17 protein-coding genes are annotated in these 19910 nt (G+C 45.3%); all 17 read left to right on the forward strand.

Annotated elements, in window-relative coordinates; all coding sequences use genetic code 11:
- Positions 1-258 precede the first annotated feature (258 nt).
- The 17 genes from A8806_RS24190 to A8806_RS24270 all read left to right on the forward strand — a co-directional run bounded on the left by A8806_RS24190 (position 259) and on the right by A8806_RS24270 (position 19902).
- Entirely contained in the window at positions 259-3252 is a 2994-nt protein-coding gene (locus tag A8806_RS24190; RefSeq protein WP_109733732.1) for a glycoside hydrolase family 3 protein, read from the forward strand.
- Positions 3252-3650, forward strand: a complete 399-nt coding sequence (locus A8806_RS24195; protein WP_109733733.1) for a hypothetical protein — start codon at positions 3252-3254, stop codon at positions 3648-3650. Before A8806_RS24190 ends, A8806_RS24195 begins: the two co-directional genes overlap by 1 nt.
- 12 nt (positions 3651-3662) lie before the next feature.
- Positions 3663-6062 (forward strand): glycoside hydrolase family 2 TIM barrel-domain containing protein, encoded by a 2400-nt coding sequence (locus A8806_RS24200; RefSeq protein WP_109733734.1) that lies wholly within the window; start codon positions 3663-3665, stop codon positions 6060-6062.
- 57 nt (positions 6063-6119) lie between these two features.
- Positions 6120-6746, forward strand: coding sequence for a hypothetical protein (locus tag A8806_RS24205; protein ID WP_109733735.1), 627 nt, complete (start codon positions 6120-6122; stop codon positions 6744-6746).
- A 179-nt stretch (positions 6747-6925) separates the two neighbouring features.
- Positions 6926-7636 carry a LytR/AlgR family response regulator transcription factor gene (locus A8806_RS24210; protein WP_109733736.1) on the forward strand — a complete coding sequence of 237 codons (711 nt, stop codon included), beginning with the start codon at positions 6926-6928 and terminating at the stop codon, positions 7634-7636.
- Complete coding sequence (locus A8806_RS24215; protein ID WP_242996262.1) at positions 7633-8916, forward strand: ATP-binding protein; 1284 nt, start codon at positions 7633-7635, stop codon at positions 8914-8916. The genes A8806_RS24210 and A8806_RS24215 overlap by 4 nt, the downstream gene beginning before the upstream one ends.
- A 406-nt stretch (positions 8917-9322) precedes the next feature.
- Entirely contained in the window at positions 9323-11230 is a 1908-nt protein-coding gene (locus A8806_RS24220) for an endonuclease MutS2 (RefSeq protein WP_109733737.1), read from the forward strand.
- 45 nt (positions 11231-11275) lie between these two features.
- Positions 11276-11884 carry a GNAT family N-acetyltransferase gene (locus A8806_RS24225; protein ID WP_109733778.1) on the forward strand — a complete coding sequence of 203 codons (609 nt, stop codon included), beginning with the start codon at positions 11276-11278 and terminating at the stop codon, positions 11882-11884.
- A 63-nt stretch (positions 11885-11947) separates the two neighbouring features.
- Entirely contained in the window at positions 11948-12670 is a 723-nt protein-coding gene (locus A8806_RS24230) for an ABC transporter ATP-binding protein (RefSeq protein WP_109733779.1), read from the forward strand.
- Positions 12667-13407, forward strand: a complete 741-nt coding sequence (locus A8806_RS24235) for an ABC transporter permease (protein WP_109733738.1) — start codon at positions 12667-12669, stop codon at positions 13405-13407. The genes A8806_RS24230 and A8806_RS24235 overlap by 4 nt, the downstream gene beginning before the upstream one ends.
- A gap of 93 nt (positions 13408-13500) precedes the next feature.
- Complete coding sequence (locus A8806_RS24240; RefSeq protein WP_242996263.1) at positions 13501-14343, forward strand: MerR family transcriptional regulator; 843 nt, start codon at positions 13501-13503, stop codon at positions 14341-14343.
- 283 nt (positions 14344-14626) lie between these two features.
- Positions 14627-15406 carry a YveK family protein gene (locus A8806_RS24245; RefSeq protein ID WP_109733739.1) on the forward strand — a complete coding sequence of 260 codons (780 nt, stop codon included), beginning with the start codon at positions 14627-14629 and terminating at the stop codon, positions 15404-15406.
- A 17-nt stretch (positions 15407-15423) separates the two neighbouring features.
- The gene (gene srtB, locus A8806_RS24250) at positions 15424-16212 is read left to right on the forward strand and encodes a class B sortase (protein ID WP_181368862.1); all 789 of its coding nucleotides are present in this window, start codon (positions 15424-15426) and stop codon (positions 16210-16212) included.
- Positions 16187-17272 carry an LCP family protein gene (locus tag A8806_RS24255; RefSeq protein WP_109733740.1) on the forward strand — a complete coding sequence of 362 codons (1086 nt, stop codon included), beginning with the start codon at positions 16187-16189 and terminating at the stop codon, positions 17270-17272. The genes srtB and A8806_RS24255 overlap by 26 nt, the downstream gene beginning before the upstream one ends.
- A 53-nt stretch (positions 17273-17325) precedes the next feature.
- On the forward strand, positions 17326-17916 hold the full coding sequence (locus tag A8806_RS24260) for an LPXTG cell wall anchor domain-containing protein (protein ID WP_109733741.1): 591 nt from the start codon (positions 17326-17328) through the stop codon (positions 17914-17916).
- Positions 17917-18428: 512 nt separating this feature from the next.
- Positions 18429-19178 (forward strand): CpsB/CapC family capsule biosynthesis tyrosine phosphatase, encoded by a 750-nt coding sequence (locus A8806_RS24265; protein WP_109733742.1) that lies wholly within the window; start codon positions 18429-18431, stop codon positions 19176-19178.
- 40 nt (positions 19179-19218) lie between these two features.
- The gene (locus tag A8806_RS24270) at positions 19219-19902 is read left to right on the forward strand and encodes a CpsD/CapB family tyrosine-protein kinase (protein ID WP_109733743.1); all 684 of its coding nucleotides are present in this window, start codon (positions 19219-19221) and stop codon (positions 19900-19902) included.
- Positions 19903-19910 lie beyond the last annotated feature (8 nt).

Consider the following 19910-nt stretch of genomic DNA (forward strand, 5'->3'; position numbering starts at 1 on the left):
TACTGTTTTTATATTTCATAAGATTTAGGTTAAACAGGCATATCTCTCAGGAGGTATGCCTGTTTGACTTCCGGAAAAGGATTGAATTGCAGGTTATGTCCTCCAAGATGACAATTCGTGAACAACCTATTGTCAAATTGTTAAATTTATTTAAAATAAAAGCATAAGTTTTGTGCAAAGTAATTACTGCAATCTTATGCCAAAAGGATATATCAGCGCTGATATAGGAAAAAAGGATAATTAGGGAGGACAACATTTATGAAACGCAGCAGATTGTGGACCGGTCTTGCATCGGCCACCTCGTTCTTTCTGGTAGCGTCAACTCTGGGAATGAACTGTATGATGGGCTATCAGGGAACGATTAACCAGGCACTCGGGATTTCTACCAGCAAGGTTGTAAATGAAAGCGATTCAGAAACAGAGAATACGACATATTTTGAGAGTGAATATGGAGAGCTAAACGCGGAAAACCTTCAGAAATTAATCGCGGATACATATGACGAAAGCGTAATGGAGCAGGAGGAGGGAAGCGTCCTTCTGAAAAATGAAAACAATGCACTCCCGCTTTCGGCAGAGGAAACGAGGATCACCCTGTTCGGCCATGCAGTGGCACAGCCGCTCTACAAGTCAAATTCGGCCGGATCAAGTGGGTATGAGGGAGAATACTGTATCGACTTGTACACAGCGATGACAGATGCAGGCTTTGCAGTAAATGACACGCTGTTTGACGCTTACAAAAGCAGCAGCACATCCCGTTCAAGCGGAGTAGCAAGCTTTGGACAGGAAGAGACGGAATGGGCGCTTGGAGAGGAAGACAGTTCCTTCTATACAAAGGAGCTTCAGGAATCATGGCAGGATGACTATAATGATGTAGCAATTGTTATGCTCTCCAGAGAAGGCGGTGAAGGTGCGGAGGTTCAGACAGAAGATCCCACAGGAATCAGCCAGCTTGCCCTTCATCAGGAGGAGAAAGACCTTCTCCAGATGATTAAAGACTCTGGCAAATTTAAAAAGACCATTGTTCTGGTTAACAGCGGCAATGCGATGGAGCTCAACTGGCTGGACGAGTACAATGTAGATGCATGCCTCTGGATCGGCCTTCCAGGGCAGAGGGGATTCGAAGGTGTTGCCAACATACTGACCGGAGCGGCGAATCCGTCAGGACACCTTACCGACACGTATGCAGTCAATTCACTTTCAGCTCCGGCAGTGGTCAATGGGAGCTTTAACAACCAGAATTGGACGAATCTGGACTATGTACTGCAAAATACGGAAGATGCTGAAGAAAATCTTGCATGGTACAGTGTGCAGGCAGAGGGAATCTATGTGGGATATAAATATTATGAAACCCGCTATGAGGATACCATTTTGGGACAAGGGAATGCTGCTTCTGCAAAAGGTTCCACTACAGGAAAAAACTGGAACTACAATGAAGAGGTTCAATATCCGTTTGGCTATGGACTGTCCTACACTTCCTTTGAACAGAAACTGGACGGTGTGGAGATAGACGGGGACGACATTAAGGTTGCCGTGACAGTCACAAATACGGGCAATACTGCCGGAAAATCCGTTGTCCAGGTTTATGCACAGACTCCATACGGGGATTATGAAAAGACGAATAAAGTAGAAAAATCTGCGGTTCAGCTGCTGGATTTCGGAAAAACAGATGTACTGGAACCGGGAGTATCCCAGACGGTGACGATTGACTGCGATAAATACCTTCTGGCGAGCTACGATTATGTAAATGCCAAAGGATATATCATAAGCGGGGGCGCTCATTACATTTCCATCGGCGATGATTCCCATGATGCATTAAATAACATACTTGCAGCCAAAGGGGCATCCGGCATGGTTGCGGTTACTGGAAGTGCAGCGGAAGGAAATGCAGATAAGGCTTATAAGTGGGATGAAACATTTGATGACACATCCTACCGGAATTCTGAATATACAGGCGAAGAGGTCACGAACCAGTTTGCGGACTGTGATATCAACTACTGGCAGGAGAATGCAGTCACCTATTTATCCAGAAATGACTGGGATGCGACTTACCCGGTGAGTGCAACGAAGATCGAAGCAACGGATGAGATGATAGAGGTGCTGAACGGGATTTACTATGAAAAACCGGAAGACGCCCTGTCAATCAGTGATTATACATTGGGCGATAATCAGAATATCCCGCTTGCAACTCTGATTGGAAAAGACTATGATGACGAGGCTTGGGAGACATATCTGAACCAGTTTACACTGGAGGAACTGTCAGTCCTGACGGCCGATAACTTCGGGACAGCAGAAATCGCAAGCGTTGGAAAACCGGCAGTTGTTGTCGGTGACGGACCGGACGGTGCGGGCGGAAAGTTTGATGAAAAAGAATACGGCGACGGCAGAGATGACTGCTGCTTCCCGTGTGAAAACATTCTGGCTGCAACATTTAACAAAGATTTATTAGAGCGAAGAGGGGAACTGATGGCAGAAGAGGCAATGTATCTGGGCATGGCCGAAATATGGATGCCGGGTACGAACCTCCACAGGACTCCATTCGGGGGACGTAATTTCGAGTATTATTCAGAAGATGCGGTCATGACTTATCTTTGTTCCGTGCAGGAAGTACAGGCAATGGAATCAAAGGGAGTGCATTCCGGAGAAAAACACCTGACAGGCAATGACCAGGAGAACAACCGTCAGGGAATCAGCGTGTTCTTTAACGAGCAGGCATTCAGAGAAGGTTCCTTAAGAGGCAGTGAAGGGGCATTAACAGAAGGCGGCGGTCAGGCAGTTATGCATGCATTTAACCGTCTCGGTATGAAATGGTGTTCTGCAAGTACGGCACTCTGCACACAAGTTTTAGGTAATGAGTGGGGCTTTAACGGACAGCAGGAAACAGATGCGGTCGCTACGGCAGAGGGGTACAAGGCTCATTTTGCAACCACTCTGGCAGCAGGAACGAATACATACTGTCTCGATTTCAGCGGCGCAAGTTCAAAAGCACTTGTGAAAGAGATCAAGGCAAATGATGACGGATACCTCCTCGGAAAACTCAGGGATTCCGCACACAATTATTTATATATTATCGCAAACAGTGCTGTCATGAATGGCTACAGCACAGATTCTAAAGTCGTATCCATCACACCTTGGTGGCAGCCGGCAATGTATGCGGCAATCGCAGTATTTGCCGTTCTTGAGATTCTATTTCTTGCGGTATTGATTCGAAGCAGACGAAAAGCAGCTATTAAGGTTGAGGAGGTGCAGAAATAATGAAAGAGAAATTACAGACAAAATCAGCTGGATTTTACTTTGTGGTCCTTGCCGTAATCGCGGCGGTTGTCTCTGTGATCCGCTTTATGATGTGGGCGCCTAAGCACAACAGTATGGACGGCGTAATTATTGCGGCACTTGCAGCGGGTATCGTTCTGGATATTGTGCTGATGGTGAAAGATAATGACTATGTAATGGTTCTCTCCACGATCTGTTACAGTGTGGCAGCAGTAAAGATACTCACGGATTCCGTAGGGTCCTTCGTAGATGCGTTTCAGGGGATCAACATGTTTGGAGATGCAAGTCAGGTAAACACGATTATTTCCATCGCGGTTGTCATGGGAATCAGCGTGCTGCTCTCTATCATAGCCAGCTTTCTAAAAAGAGTGAAGGAATAGGTGGGATATCATATGCAGAAAATTGCATTTAACGAAGGATGGAAATGTTACAGGACAGGGCATCCGGACGGGGCATTCGCGATAGCGGTGCCCCATGATGCGATGCTCCTTGACAGCAAGAGTGAAAGCAGTCCGGGCGGTGTTAATACCGGTTGGTATGACGCGCAGGATTATACTTATGAAAAACAATTCAGCGTACCTGGTGAATACAAGGATAAGAAACTGCTCCTTGAATTTGAAGGGGTATACAGGAAGGCATCTGTTTATCTGAATGACAGGAAGATTGCATTCCATGACTACGGGTATACCGGATTTTATGTGGACGTGACAAAGGATCTTGTTTTTGGGGCAGACAATGTGCTGACAGTAGAGGTGAAAAATAGTGACCAGCCTAACAGCCGCTGGTATTCCGGCACCGGGATTTACCGCCCGGTATGGCTGCATGTATATCCTGAGAATCACATCCGGCCGGAGTCTGTCCGGATCACAACGCTGGATTACAAAAATCCGAGAATCCGGGTTCAGGCAGAGGCATCGGCGGCAGGCCAGATAAAGGTTGAGATTCTGGACACGATGTCAGGAGACGGTGCAAAAGGAATGTGTATTGCCGAAGTAACGAAAGAAACCGAGGGCAGGCTGGACTGTGAATTAGAGATTCCGGAGGCGGTGACATGGATGCCTGAACACCCGTATCTGTATACATGCCGGGTAACATATGGGGAAGACATGCAGGAGGAGCGGTTTGGAATACGCATGATCGAGTGCACCCCTCAAAAGGGGTTCTGTATCAATGGAAAGCGCATCATCCTGCGCGGAGCGTGCGTCCATCATGACAACGGCATCCTGGGCGCCTGCGCCTATGAGTTCTCAGAGAAGAGGAAGGTACGGCTTTTAAAGGAAAACGGATACAATGCAATCCGCTCGGCGCACAACCCATGCTCCAAAGCACTGCTCAATGCCTGTGATGAACAGGGGATGCTTCTGGTGGATGAGTATGTGGATGTATGGTACATCCATAAGACAAGATACGACTATGCAGGAGAAGTAGCGAAGCACTATAAAGAGGACCTGAAGGCAATCACTGACCGGGACTACAACCATCCGTCCGTTATCATGTATTCGACTGGAAATGAAGTATCCGAGACGGCGCAGAAACAGGGGATCGAGCTGTGTGGAAAGATGACGCAGTGGCTGCATAAGCTGGACAGCACAAGGCCGGTGACCTGCGGGATCAATATTTTCTTTAACTTTTTAAGCTCTATGGGCTTCGGTGTGTACAGCGACAAAAAAGCAGAACAGGCAGTGAAAGACGCTAAGAAGAAAAAAGCAGTGGGCAGTGAATTTTTTAATACAATTGCAGGCATCTTTGGCGCCAACTTCATGAAATCCGGCGCAACGCTCTATCCATGCGACCTTAAGACGAAGGATGCATTTGCCCGGATGGATGTGGCAGGTTACAATTACGGTATTTTCCGGTACCGCCATGATTTGAAGAAATACCCGAAACGGCTGATTCTCGGGAGTGAGACATTTTGCGCGGATGTCTATCGTTTCTGGGAGGAAGCAAAGAAGAACAGACGCATTATCGGAGATTTCGTCTGGGCGGGCATGGATTACCTTGGAGAAACGGGTATCGGCTCATGGGAGTATAAGGATTACGCCCCACGTTTTGATAACGGAATGGGATGGGTAAGCGCTGGTTCCGGAAGGATTGACCTCACCGGAAAGCCGCTTGCGGAAATGAAGTATACAAGGGTGGCATTTGAACTGGATAAGATCGGAATTGCCGTGGTTCCGGTAAACAATACAGATAAGAAACACTCCCCGTCGGCATGGAAGATGACCAATGCCATTGAAAGCTGGTCGTGGAATGGCTGTGAGGGGAAAGATGCCAAAGTAGAAGTCTATGCCCGTGCAGACCATGTCAAACTATACATCAATGGGAAATGTGTGGGAAAAGAAGCTGTAAAAAATGACTGCAGGGTGGTATTCCATACGAAGTACCACGCCGGCGTGATAAAAGCAGCTGCCTATGATTCAGGCGGAGTGCTTATCGCCGAGACTTCCCTCCGGACGGCGGGAGAGGAAACCTGCCTGACACTGGAACCGGAGCAGAAGGCATTCAAAGAGGGTGAGCTGTGCTATGTCCGGCTGAAATATACGGATAAGAACGGCATCGTGAAACCGTTGGCGAAAGGCCCTGTAAAAGTTGCTGTAAAAGGAGGGACGCTCCTTGGACTGGGAAGTGCCTGCCCGTATTATACGAGAAGCTATCTGGGAGACACTGCCGATACCTATTACGGCGAAGCAATAGCAGTGGTAAAGCCGGATCATACAGGAGAGATCACCATATTTGCGAAAAGCAGATACGGAGAAGCTCAGACTGTAATCCGGCCGGTCAAAGAAGAATAAAATCTTTTTTGCCCTGTATTAAAATATAAAAGCAATCATAAGGCAGGTTGGCGTATCATGGAAGAAAAACAAAAAAAGGGTCTGGCCGGCTGGTGGCTGGAAAAGTGGGGAAATTACAGCAAGGCGCACCCAAAAGCCGCGAAATGGATTTACCAGATATTTTACTTCTGGGTATTTAGTATGAGTGTTACCATTTTTCAATATCTTGCATTCACATTTCTCCCCTACCTGTTTGGCATCGGACTTGCGGGTACAGAGTTTATGTGGCCCCAGATACCCGTGCATATCGCCGGGTTTGATTATAAATGGAATATACTCGGGTATGAAGTGGCAAAAAATACTGCCGGGGAAGTGGTGATCGGCGGCGGGCTCGGATATTTTATCAGCTATGAACTGGGAACCTTCCTTGCCCAGTGTATTAATTTTCCGCTTCAGAGAAACATCACCTTCAAAAGCCACGGAAAGATTTCCTGGCAAGTCATGTGGTACTTTATCGCGTGGGTGCTGATTTCACTGGTGTGCAACGGCGTGAACGGACTGTGGATGCCGGTAGCACAAGCCTACTTTGCACCGGCGGTCTATAATCTGCTTGTTACATTTATTACAGGCGGGGTATCAATGATTATTTATTTCTTTGTATTTAAAATAATTTTTCCGGAAGGGGAAGCCGCAAAAAAGGCATAATATAGTTAGCGCAGATGGCGAAGGGAATATCTTATGTATGACGGATCAGGTTGTGCATGTGTCTGGATATTACCTCCGCCGTTTGCTATAATAAAAGAAATATGTACGCAAAAAGACTGTAACAAAGCCGGCAGGGTGAAATCAGACCCGGGTCCTGGTAACGTAAGCAGGGGGATAAAATGGTAAAAATCGCAGTTGTGGATGATGAGGAACAGGAACGTAAGACGCTGTCTCAATATTTTATAGAATTGCAGAAAGAACTTGGAGAAGAGCTAAAGGTGCAGACATATGCATCGGGGGAAGAATTTTTACCGGCATATGATGATTCCTTTTCCCTCGTCTGTCTGGATATTGACCTTGACGGGATGGATGGACTGGACACGGCAAAAAAACTCCGCGAAATGGACAATGAGGTAACCATTATATTCGTGACAAACATGGCTCAGATGGCGATCCGTGGATACGAGGTACGGGCTCTGGATTTTGTGGTAAAGCCAGTGAATTACTATTCGTTTGCCATGAAAATGAAGAGCGCTTTAAGTATCATTGGAAATAAAAAGAGCAGGAATATCGTTGTCACGACTCCAAACGGGATACAGAAGTTTTCTACCGACCATTTGTACTACGTGGAGGTAGAAGGACATTACCTGTACTACCATACGGACGAGGGGGAGTTTAAACAGAAGGCTTCCATGAAAGAGCTGGAAGATAAGCTTGCGGGGCTGTCCTTTAAACGGTGCAATAACTGCTATCTGGTGAATCTGAAATATGTGGACTGTGTGAATAAGGAGGATATCAAGGTCGGCGGGCAGTGGCTGAAAATCAGCCGTCCCAGGAAGAAAGAGTTTCTCCAGGCACTGGCAAATTATATGGGAGGGGTTAGCTTATGATGGCGTTCTGGGATAAGATTTCATACATGGTGCAGATCCTCACGGCCTGTATTATTTTCGCAGTTCCGGCAAGGAAGCGGAGCCATTTTGCGGTCAGGGCATGGGGAAGCGCCGGGGTTCTGGTCGCCAGTTCCTATTTTGTAAACCTGTACTATGGCATTCCCGAAAACGGGGCATTTCCTTTTACATACTGGGCCTTTTATATTGTTGTCTGCATCATGTTTGCTAAGTTCGTGCTGGATGCCACGTGGCAGCAGGCGGCTTACTGCGCCGTGTGCGGATGCGGGATGCAGCATATCGCATTCGATATTTATCTGATCTACCAGATTTCAGGAGGGGAAAGCGGCCTGATCTCCCTCTTGATTTATGTCGTGATCTATCTGCTCTTTTATCAGTTCTTCGCAAAGAAACTGCCTGAAAAGGGAGAATTTGCGGCAAGCAGGCAGGCGCTGTTCCCTATTGCTACGATCATTCTGCTGGTTTGGATTCTCAGTATCCTCGATAACTCTGCGATCGCAGGATTCGAGGCCGGAATGTGGCACAGAATCATATACAGGGTGATCGACGGGCTCTGCTGTTTCTATGTACTCTGGGTGCAGATTAACCAGAAAGAAAAGATGAGCCTGCAAAGAGAACTCGACGGCATCAATTCCGCGTGGCGGCAGCAGAAAAAGCAGTATCAGGTAACGAGCGAGACGATTGAAAGCATTAACCGGAAATGCCACGATCTGAAACACCAGATCCGGGCACTTCGGGAGATCACGGATGAGAAGGAAAAGGAAGAGTATTTCAATGAGATAGAGAACGATATTATGATCTACGACACCGCCCTGAACACCGGAAACAAGGCGCTGGATACGGTCATGATGGAAAAGGGCCTGTTCTGCAAGAACCACGGGATCCAGTGGTCCTGCATGGCGGACGGCACGAAACTGGACTTCATGAAGCTGGAAGACATCTATGCCATTTTCGGCAATGCGCTGGACAATGCGATAGCGGCAGTGCTGGACTTAAAAGAGCCGGAGAAACGGGTGATCAGCGTCAAAATTATAAATCAGAACAGCCTGTTAATGATACAGATACAGAACTATTACGAAAACAAACTGCATTTTGAAGGCGGCCTTCCGGTCACAACAAAGAAGAACAAGCGGGACCACGGGTACGGGATGAAGAGTATCCGGTATACGGCGGAAAAATATAATGGCACTATTACCGTGAGCGGGGAAGGGAATATCTTCATGCTGCAGATATTAATACCGGTGCAGCGTGGCGGATGCTGATACAGCAGAAAATGAAGTTGACAATTCCAATTGTATCGTTTATAATCAAGAAAAAATTGCGAAAGAGGTAGTGTATGTTAATTGTGGCAGTAATGGAGAACATGGCTAATTAAATAGTTGTGAAGGGTGGGCTGTATCCCGTGCTTACGGGTGAGCTGCGTCCTTTTATCTGCCTTACAAGAATGCTGCATAACACATAGCGTGTATATCTTTGAATTCATAGATTGCTTATAGCATGGCTGTATGGTCATGCTATTTTTGCGCCGCGGGGATAGTATGTCTGGAAAAGGCAGATTGACTATTCCCGTGTTTTTATTTTAATATTGAGATTTTAAAAGCAAAATGTCAGAAAGCTATAGCGGGTCCGCCCGCAGGCAGTGAAAAAGTAAAAGGAGTTTAGATTGAAATGTTAAATACAGAAAAAATACTTGAATTTGATAAGATAAAAAACAAGTTGTCAGAATTTGCATACACGGAGAAAGCAAAACTGGAAATTAAAAACCTGGCCCCATACCTGTCAGAACTGGAAGTCAGAAAGAAACTCAGAGAAACGACAGAAGCCAGAACGATGATAGAAAAGTGTGGAAATCCGCCGGCAACAGCGCTTCAGGGAATCGAAAGCATGATTGAGATTGCGGGAAAGGGCGGCTGCCTGACTCCCGAACAGCTTGAGATTGTGGCATCCACACTGACTTCAGTGAGAAGATTGAAGGATTATCTGAACCGGTGTAAAATGTATGAGATAGGACTGGCCTATTATGAAGAGAATCTGGAATCTCTGGATGATATATATGAAGAACTGAGCGCGAAGATCAGAGGAGGGAGAGTCGATGACTATGCCTCAAAAACCCTAAAATCCCTGAGGGAGGCAATTGACAAAACAGATGCAAAAATGCATGAAAAGGCAGATGCAGCTATCAGGGCAAATAAATCTTACGTGTCAGATAATTTTAGCACGATGCGAAACGGCCACATCTGTATTCCTGTCAAAAAGGAGTATAAGTTCAAAGTCAGTGGTTCCGTACTGGATAAGTCGTCGACGGGCAGTACGCTGTTTATAGAACCCGCTTCTGTGGGAAAACTTTATGATGAATTGCAGGAGCTGCGCATTGATGAGGAAAATGAAGAAATAAAAATTCTATATACACTGACGGGGATGCTGTCAGATAAAGAGGAGATAATCCGCAGGAATAACCAGACAGTGGAAAAGTTGGACTTCATTTTTGCAAAGGCGAAACTAAGTCTGGAATACGACGGTATAAAACCTGAGATTAATACAGGGCGGTACATCCGGCTAAAGAATGCCCGCCATCCGCTGATGGACAGAAAGATCAATGTGCCGCTGAATTTTGAGATAGGTGGACGTTTGGTTGATGAGCAGGAAGTGAGGGGTGTGATCATTACCGGGCCGAATACAGGCGGAAAGACTGTGGCGATCAAGACCGTGGCACTGAACTGCATGATGGCGCAGTGCGGGCTGCATACGGCCTGCGAAGAGGCAGACATCTGTATGAATAATGCCATACTGTGTGATATCGGGGACGGGCAGAATCTGTCTGAGAATCTTTCTACTTTTTCTGCCCATATCAGGAATGTGATGGATATTTTGAAACAGGCCGGACGGGAAAGTCTGGTCATAATGGATGAACTTGGCTCCGGTACAGATCCGGCGGAGGGCATGGGGATTGCAGTTGCGATTTTGGAAGAACTGAGAAAAAGCGGTGCTCTGTTCCTTGTTACGACACATTATCCGGAGGTAAAGGACTATGCCGGCAAGACTCCGGGTATCATCAATGCAAGGATGACCTTTGACAAGGAAAGCCTGCGGCCCCTGTATCAAATGGTAATCGGGGAGGCCGGAGAAAGCTGTGCCTTCTATATTGCAGAGAAACTGGGAATGCCGAAATATATGCTGGAGAATGCAGCACGGGCGGCCTACGGAAAGGATATGCTTAGAAGCGGGGAAGAACAGAAGTTAGAGAAGGCACCGCAGCCTAAGATCCAGAGGAAGAAAAGTGTTAGAAAGCAGACAGATGCATTGAAATTTCAGGTTGGAGACAGCGTAATGGTTATGCCTGACCGCAAGATTGGTATCGTGTGCCAAACCGCGAATGAAAAAGGCGTACTCAGAATACAGATGCGGGACAAGAAAATATGGATGAACCATAAACGGGTAAAACTCCATGTTCCGGCGGACCAGCTGTATCCTGAGGATTATGATTTTTCCATTATCTTTGACAGCGTGGAAAAAAGAAAAGCGGAACATGATATGTCGAGAAAGTATACGGATCAGACAATCATGATGGAAGAATAAATTTATGGAAAGAAGTCTATGAAAAAATTAAAGAGAGGAACAGATATGAGGCTGAGATTAGAGGAAGAAAAAGATTATGAAGAGGTTGAGAACCTGACAAGAGAAGCTTTCTGGAACGTGTATAGTCCCGGGTGCAGTGAGCATTTAGTCCTTCATAAACTGAGAGGCCAGAAGTCTTTTGTGAAAGAGCTGGATTATGTTGCGGAGGATGAAGGAAAGATTGTCGGGAATATTGTATATAGCAGAATGTTCCGCGGCGGGGAAATGTGCGATGATATCATTGCATTCGGCCCGGTCAGTGTCCATCCCGATTATCAGAAAAAGGGGATTGGGAAAGCATTGATCCAGACAACAATGGAAAAGGCGAAAAAATTAGGCTTCCGGGCAGTCATAATTACCGGGAACCCGGATTATTACGGAAGGTTTGGGTTTCGTGCGGCGGCAGGTCACGGAATTTACCTGCCGGAAATGAATCCGGGGGAAGAGGCTGAATTCTTCATGGCAAAGGAACTGGAGGAAGGATATCTGCAGAAACATTCCGGGGTTTTGGAGTTTGACAGCTGTTTCGAGGTTGAACCGGCTGAATTAGAGCTGTTTGAAAAAAAGTTTCCTGCAAAACGGAAGCGGGATAAAAAGGAAGGAGATCTTATATAATAAATGCTTGACTCTTACCTTACGGGAGGATATACGATGTTTCCTGTAAGGAGGAATGAAAGCATGAAATTATGTATGGAAGTGAACCAACTCACAAAATCATTTAGGGGCAGGACTGTTGTAGATCATCTGTCTTTCCGGGTGAAGGAACAGGAAGTATTTGGCCTGCTCGGGCCGAATGGAGCGGGAAAAAGTACGACGATTGAGACTGTGCTTGGCTTAAAGAAAGCTGACAGTGGGACGGCCGAGGTTCTGGGGTGTGACCCGGTCAAAAAAAGACGGGAGATCTTTGAACGCATTGGAGTCCAACTGCAGTCTTCTCATTATCAGAACTATATCCGCGTCGGGGAGATCTGCGAGGAGATGTCGGTATTGTACAGTCACCCTGCTGACTATCACAAGCTTTTACGTCAGTTCAAGCTGGAACAGTTTGAGAAACAGCCGGTGGATAAGCTGTCCGGCGGAGAACGGCAAAAACTGTCGGTAGTGCTGGCGCTGATTCCAAATCCGGAACTGGTATTTCTGGATGAACTGACAACCGGGCTTGATACCGAGGCGCGCAGGGAAGTTTGGCAGACATTAAAGGCGCTGAAAGAGAAAGGAACTACCATATTTCTGACGACACATTATATGGAAGAGGCAGAAAGCCTGTGTGACAGAATCCTGCTGATTAAGGATGGGAAGAAAGTCACGCAGGGGACGGTCAAAGAGGTTGTTGACGACAGTCCCTTCGATAATCTGGAGGATGCGTATCTATGGCATATGAGAGGGGAGGAGAGAGCATGAAACGTTTCTGGACCTTATATAAAGTAGAACAGAAACTAGGACTGAGATGTCCAGATATGCTGATTTTCGGCGTGGGCATGCCTGTGGGAGTTCTTGTTTTGATCGCAGTGGTAGCAGGAAACAAGACGGCAGGAGGCAGCAGCTATACGTTTCTCCAGAGCGCATTCGCATCTCTGATGGCTGTAGGGATCTGTGCAAGCGCATTTATGGGGATTCCCCTTACTGTTGCGGACTATCGGGATAAGAAGATTTTAAAACATTTTTTTGTCACACCATGTACACCGATGACGCTTATGAGTGCGATCGTGGCCTGCTCTGTTGCAACGGCGGTTCTTTCCGGGATTGCAGTATCTGTTGTAGCGGCATTTGTGTTTCAATACAGGATGAAAGGCAGCCCATTCCTGTTTATATGCTCCTATCTGCTGGTGATGACGGCCATGTATAGTATCGGCGTATTTCTGGCGGGACTGTGCAAAAGTGTAAAGATGGCAAATGTAATTACGACTGCAGTGTACTTCCCAATGCTGTTTTTATCAGGCGCGACAATTCCTTTCGAGTTGTTCCCGAAAGGGATGCAGACAGTGGCATCTGTTCTGCCACTGACTCAGGGGATTAAGCTCATGAAACAGATTTCAATGGGAGATCCGGTTGAAAATGCGGCAGGAATTATTATTTTGATGATTGCTATCACAGTAATCTGCAGTTTATTGTCAAAATTCACTTTCCGATGGGAATAAAGTGGAGAATATCAGAAGAGAATGTGGATAACATAAAAAAGCCGGCGGCCTGTGTATGACTGCACAGGTCCCGGCCACAGGAGGGCGAGAGAATTGAGGAAAGATCATACATGTGAAAAAGTACCGAGTAAACTGTATAAGATCGGGATGTTTGCGGGGATGAACCATGTAACGGTGAAAGCGCTGCGTCATTATGACGAGCAGGGCTTGCTGGCCCCGGCTTATGTAGATCAGGAGAGCGGATACCGTTATTATACCGCAGGGCAGCTGCCGGTTATCCACCAGATTCTGGCACTGAGGAATATGGGATTTTCTCTGGAAGAAATAAAGGCGGTGCAGAACGGTGCATCTGAGCGGAAATTACTGCTCGCCAAGAAGCAGCAGATTCTGAGTGAAATAGCAGAGAAAACGGCTAAGCTTGCACAGGTAGAATGCTATCTCGCAGAAGACAAAATAGACACAAATTATCATGTGCTGATAAAAGAACTGCCGGAGGTCATTGTTGCTTCTATGCGGACGGTTATGCCTGATTATGACACAATGTTCGATATCTTTCCCGGAATGGGACAGGAGATGGAACGGCTAGGTTGTGTCTGTGCAGAGCCGGAGTACTGTTTTTCGATCTATCATGACGGCGGGTACAGGGAAGAAGACATAGACATAGAAATCTGTGAGGCTGTTGTTGAACAAAAGTTGGATTCTGAGATGATTCAATTCAAGGTACTCCCGAAAATCGAGAAGGCGGCCTGCCTGCTGCATAAAGGGCCATATGAAGGTTTCCCGGAGGCATATGGCGCTGTCATCAGGTTTGTAGAGGAAAACGGGTATGAAATATGTGGAAATCCGCGGGAATCTTATATTGACGGAATCTGGAATAAAGATTCCGAGGAGGAGTGGCTTTCGGAGATACAGTTTCCGGTCAGGGAGATCCGGTAAACAACAAATATACAGAACAATGAAAAGCCTTTTTCAACGCACCATTTATATAGAAGAAACAGGATAAAATAATAGAACTTTTGAATGGGCTTGGTATACCGTTATAGTCTGCGCCTTTGGGGCGTACTCTATAGCGGTATTTGTCATCAGAGGCAGAAATCTGTAGTAAAAAAATGTGTTTTTATGGTAGTTTTATGCCGGATTTATTGATTGCTGGTTGTTTTTTGACTTCTCCTGTGCTAGAATAGAACAGATTCTAGGGATAGTAGAGGAGATTTTAACAATGGAAGAACAGTTAAGGGATGATGAGATAGAGATTGATTTACTGGAAATATTCCACGCATTATGGAGGAAGGCATGGCTGATTATATTGTGCCTGATAGGAGGCGCTGTGATTGCAGGCGCAGCTACTAAGTTTTTAATGGTACCTCAATATACCTCTTCCTCCATGATCTACATATTGACAAAGACGACAAGTGTAACATCCCTTGCAGATATACAGATGGGGACACAGCTGACGGTCGATTTTGAGACACTGGCAACAAGCCGTCCTGTTGTAACTGCGGTAATTGACGAACTGAATCTGGACGCTACATATGAAGAGCTGGTTGGTACAATTACCATTAATAATCCGGCAGATACACGTATTCTAAAGATCAGCGTGGAGAATCCGGACCCTGAGCTGGCAAAGGATATTGCTAATGCGATGGCTGATGCTACTGCTGACCGGGTTGCCGAGGTAATGAGCACAGACAAGCCGAGTATCGTTGAAGATGCCGTTGTGTCTGAGAATCCTTCCAGCCCGTCCTTGAAAAAGAATATAGCAATCGGAGGACTGCTTGCAGCATTTCTTGCAGCGGCAGTGATTATAGTAATGCTTCTTCTGGATGATACGCTTAAGACCGAAGAGGATATCAAGAAATATCTGGAGCTGAATACTCTGGCAATGATTCCATTGGAAGAAGGGGAATCTGCTGTTAAGAAGCAGCATATGGAGAAAAGCGGCCACGAGAAAAAGAAAAAGAGAAGGAAGTCCGGCGCTTCCCAGACTCATAAGAAATAGGAGGAAGGGAACAGACATTGAAAAAGACTACAAAAAGAATTTTAACAGTTGTTCTGGTTATCATTGCAGCAGTATGTATTGCGTATATAGCGTATTATTTTGTTTCACAAAATAAAAAGGGCAAGGTCTATGATGAAGTGCAAAAGCAGGTGAATCTGGAACCGGAAAAGGAAGAGGAACCGGAAGCAAAAGACCCAGAGGCTCCTAAGGAAAAGAACCCTATTGATTTTAAGCAGCTTCAGGAAACGAATAAAGACATTTATGCATGGATTACAGTTCCGGATACGAACATCAACTATCCAATCGTGCAGAGTTCCTGGGACAATACCTACTATCTCGACAATACGATTGATGGACAGGCAGGACTACCGGGTTCCATATATACCGAGAATTACAATGCGAAAGATTTTACTGATTTTAACACAATCATATATGGGCACGATATGAACGATGGAAGCATGTTCCAGAACTTACATAAGTATGAGGACGAGACATTTTTCAAAGAGCATTCAAAGGTGTATGTCTATACTCCGGAGAAGAAGCTTACTTATGAGATCTTCGAGGCCGTAGTCTATGATGACCGGCACATTCTGATGTCCTTTGATTTTACGCAGGATAATCAGAGGCAGGCATATTTAGATTCACTAAAAGCGGTCAGAAATCTGAACAGTAACTATAACGATGATGTACAGGTAGGACCCGACAGCCGAATCATAACAATGAGCACCTGTATTGCAACCCAGCCTGATAACAGATTAGTAGTAGGAGCTGTATTGACAGATGAGTACGAATATGAAGCACAATAACAATAGGCGTCCGGAAAGTCCGAAGCGTAAGAGCGATATACAGCAGAGTCACAAAAAGAAGAATACCGGGTTTATTATTGGCATTATCATTGTCGTTATTCTGGTCGCAGTGGCTGGAACGCTGTTCTTCCTCCAGTCCAAGAAGAAAGAGCCTCAGGTTCAGGCAAAAGAAGGCACCGGGGAAACTGTGAAATCTGAAAGCCAGTCTTCCAGTGACAGTAAGACAATCAGCTATGAAGGACAGACTTATGAATACAACAGGGATATTAAAACAGTCGTCTTTCTTGGGGTAGATAAAAAAGGTGATATGGGATATGCGGAACATATGGGGGACGGCGGTCAGGCTGACAGTATCATACTGATGGCCCTCAATGAGAAGGAACAGACTGTTAAGGTTTTCCAGATATCCAGAAATACAATGACAAATGTGGATGTATATTCCGAAAGAGGAGAATATCTGACAACACAGAAAATGCAGATTGCCCTCCAGTACGCGTATGGTGACGGTGAGAAGAAGAGCAGCTGGCTTATGAAAAAAGCAGTATCCGACCTAATGTACGGAGTCCCGGTTAGATCGTCCATCGCTATGAGCATTGATGGTATTTCAGCAATTACCACCCTGATGGGCGGCGTCGAGATCACAGTGCCGAAAGACTATACCTATGTGGACAAGTCCTTTGAAAAGGGGAAGACACTTTCATTGAAAGGTGCGCTGGCAGAAAAGTATGTGCGGTACAGAGATATCACAGTCACCGGAAGTAATAATGACAGAATGGAAAGACAGACACAGTTTCTTATGGCGTTGGTATCGCAGTTAAAAAATGCATCACAGAAGGATACCGAGATTTATTCAAAACTGATGACAGGTGCCAATCCATACTTCACAACAGACATGAGCGCTGATGAGATTATGGCGTTATCGAAATATGAGATAGACGGCGAGATTCAGACGATCCCGGGCGAAGAGAAGGCCGGTAAAGAACACGATGAGTTCTATACGAATGAAGCAGAATTAAAGGAAATTGTTGTCAAAACCTTTTACAAATTAAAAGATATATGATACAATGTGTAAATGAACTAGATTAAATATATTTTACTTAGGAGGGACTAGTCATGAAAACAAGTAGAATGAGAAAGTTAGTGGGAGTATTACTTTCAGCCACAATGCTCTTCACTATGACAATGGGCGTATTCGCAGCAGGAAGCCCATCCGCTGATTTCAAGAGCGGAACAAAGGCCGTTGACAAGAACGGTAATGCAGTAACTGTAACATTTGCAGCTGCTACACAGACACCTGACGAAGGAACTATTAAAGCAGTGGTTCCGAACGGAACACTTGTATCTGCATTTGATTTAACAGCACCTGACTGGGATTTTGAAAAAGACGGCGCTCTTACAATCACATTCCCGTTACCGGGAGCAACATCCAGCACAAAAGCAGCAATTCTTCACTTTGGTGAGAACGGCTGGGAAGATGTAACAACAAGTGTTGGTGACGGTGTGATTACTGCTACATTTACAAGCTTATCACCAGTAGCAGTTGTAGTTGATAACAGCACATTAACAAACACAGGAAATGGAACAAGCAATGGAACATCACCAAAGACTGGTGAGTCTTCATTAGTTCTTACATTAGGTTTAATCGCAATGGCAGCAGTTGCTGGCGTTTACGGATTAAACAGAAAAAAAGCTTATAACAAATAATACATACTTAATCAAGTATTATTAAATGGCTGAAAAACATAAGCGTATGAGATCTCTTTCTGACCCGAACTGGTTGGAAAGAGATTTTTTTAATTTATAGAAAATCCCCACGAATTAAAAAAATCCTCCTGACAAGAAAATTCTTTTGCTACAGTTGAAAAAAACTAAAAAATGATGACAACTATGGAAAATTTAACCTTTGTCAGATATTAATAATTATAGACCGAAATATTTCGGGAAGCAGTGTATTTTTCATAAAGAAAGTATTCACATGTGATTAAAAATAGGTTTTTATAATAAAAGAAACTGCCTTTTTCGTGCGTTTATGGTCATTTGCGTAATACGACAGTTTGTGATAAGATTCCATCTATTTTGCGCAGTTTCCTTGACAAAACAGGGAGTTAGCGATAGACTAAAGGATGTATCTGATGGTTCATATGATATAGGATAAATTTGATGCCATAGATGCTTAAAATGATAGGAATAGATATAAACGACTAGGAGACCGCCAGATGGAAAGATATATTGACATGCATTGCCATATTCTTCCCGGCGTAGATGATGGGGCTGCTAACATGGAAGAGACAGAGAGGATGCTTCGCATTGCGTATGAAGAAGGAGTCCGCTGTATGATAGCGACACCGCATTATCACCCACGCAGAGGGCACGAACAGCCTGAGATACTGAGAAAGAAGCTGACCCTGGTTCGTAAAGCTGCACAGAGGATTGACGACAAATTCCGCATCTACCTAGGTACGGAAATTTATTTTGGTCAGGATATCCCGGAGAAACTGCGGCAGGGAGAGGTTCTTTCGATGAACCGCAGAAATCAGGTGCTGGTGGAATTTTCTCCCGCAGATAATTTCAGCTATATAAAGCAGGGGCTTCAGCATATACAGCTTGCGGGCTATGAAGTGATTCTGGCACATGCTGAGAGGTATCTATGCCTGGTTGATAAGTTTGAACTTACAGAGCATATCTGGAATATGGGAGTTAATATACAGGTTAACTCAGGAAGTATAACAGGAGACTCGGGCAGAAGGGCAAAACAGTTTGTAAAAGAACTGCTGGAGCATGAGATGGTGTTTGCGGTAGGTTCGGATGCACACAATTCCGGCAGCAGAGCTCCACACATGGAGAAAGCCGCCGCTTATGTGAAGAAGAAATATGGCACTGAATATATGAAAAAGATATTTTATACTAATGCAGCAGCCATGCTGAAGAAAATAGAAACTGAGCCGGGACATGAAATGAGTCATTAAGGCTAGGAATGAGATAAATGAAAGAAGAAGGGTAACTAACATGCAGGAAATGATCTTAAAAGGGATGGATAAGGATTTCAGGAGTAATGAAGCGTACAAGACTCTTCGTACTAACTTGGAATTTTCCGGAGCGGATAAGAAAGTTATCGTATTTACAAGCTGCACACCAAACGAAGGGAAGAGTACGGTGTCCCTGTCCCTGTCAAATTCACTGGCAGAGGCTGGAAAGAAAGTCTTGTTTATTGATGCAGATTTGAGAAAATCTGTACTCGCCGGACGTCAGAAGATGACAGGTACGATTAAAGGGCTGTCACACTTTCTGGCAGGCCAGGCTGAAGTGGGCGACATTATGTACAAGACACAGCGCCCGGGACTGGTGGTCATGTTCGCAGGTGTTGTACCTCCCAACCCGGCAGAGCTTTTGGGACATAAGAAGTTTGAGTCCCTGATCAGCAGCGCAAGAAAAGTATATGACTACATAATTATAGATGCACCGCCGCTTGGAAGTGTAATCGACAGCGCTATCGTAGCAAAACAGTGTGACGCAGCGGTGCTGGTAATCGCATCCCAGGCAATCAGTTATAAGTTTGCAAGAAATGTAAAAAAACAGCTTGAAAAGTCAGAATGTCCTATTCTGGGAGTGGTACTGAATAAAGTAGATATGAAACAGAATCAGTATTACGGCCGTTATTACGGTAAGTATTACGGCAGCTACGGCGAATAATAAAGGCC

The sequence above is a fragment of the Faecalicatena orotica genome (genome assembly GCF_003149245.1).
GTDB lineage: Bacteria > Bacillota > Clostridia > Lachnospirales > Lachnospiraceae > Faecalicatena_A > Faecalicatena_A orotica.

Coding starts and splice junctions, on each gene's coding strand:
- A8806_RS24265 (WP_109733742.1), top strand. CDS start 18,429: ATGGAAAGATATATTGACATGCATTGCCATATTCTTCCCGGCGTAGAT.
- A8806_RS24220 (WP_109733737.1), top strand. CDS start 9,323: ATGTTAAATACAGAAAAAATACTTGAATTTGATAAGATAAAAAACAAG.
- A8806_RS24205 (WP_109733735.1), top strand. CDS start 6,120: ATGGAAGAAAAACAAAAAAAGGGTCTGGCCGGCTGGTGGCTGGAAAAG.
- A8806_RS24195 (WP_109733733.1), top strand. CDS start 3,252: ATGAAAGAGAAATTACAGACAAAATCAGCTGGATTTTACTTTGTGGTC.
- A8806_RS24225 (WP_109733778.1), top strand. CDS start 11,276: ATGAGGCTGAGATTAGAGGAAGAAAAAGATTATGAAGAGGTTGAGAAC.
- A8806_RS24230 (WP_109733779.1), top strand. CDS start 11,948: ATGAAATTATGTATGGAAGTGAACCAACTCACAAAATCATTTAGGGGC.
- A8806_RS24190 (WP_109733732.1), top strand. CDS start 259: ATGAAACGCAGCAGATTGTGGACCGGTCTTGCATCGGCCACCTCGTTC.
- A8806_RS24215 (WP_242996262.1), top strand. CDS start 7,633: ATGATGGCGTTCTGGGATAAGATTTCATACATGGTGCAGATCCTCACG.
- A8806_RS24235 (WP_109733738.1), top strand. CDS start 12,667: ATGAAACGTTTCTGGACCTTATATAAAGTAGAACAGAAACTAGGACTG.
- A8806_RS24270 (WP_109733743.1), top strand. CDS start 19,219: ATGCAGGAAATGATCTTAAAAGGGATGGATAAGGATTTCAGGAGTAAT.
- A8806_RS24260 (WP_109733741.1), top strand. CDS start 17,326: ATGAAAACAAGTAGAATGAGAAAGTTAGTGGGAGTATTACTTTCAGCC.
- A8806_RS24200 (WP_109733734.1), top strand. CDS start 3,663: ATGCAGAAAATTGCATTTAACGAAGGATGGAAATGTTACAGGACAGGG.
- A8806_RS24210 (WP_109733736.1), top strand. CDS start 6,926: ATGGTAAAAATCGCAGTTGTGGATGATGAGGAACAGGAACGTAAGACG.
- A8806_RS24245 (WP_109733739.1), top strand. CDS start 14,627: ATGGAAGAACAGTTAAGGGATGATGAGATAGAGATTGATTTACTGGAA.
- A8806_RS24255 (WP_109733740.1), top strand. CDS start 16,187: ATGAGTACGAATATGAAGCACAATAACAATAGGCGTCCGGAAAGTCCG.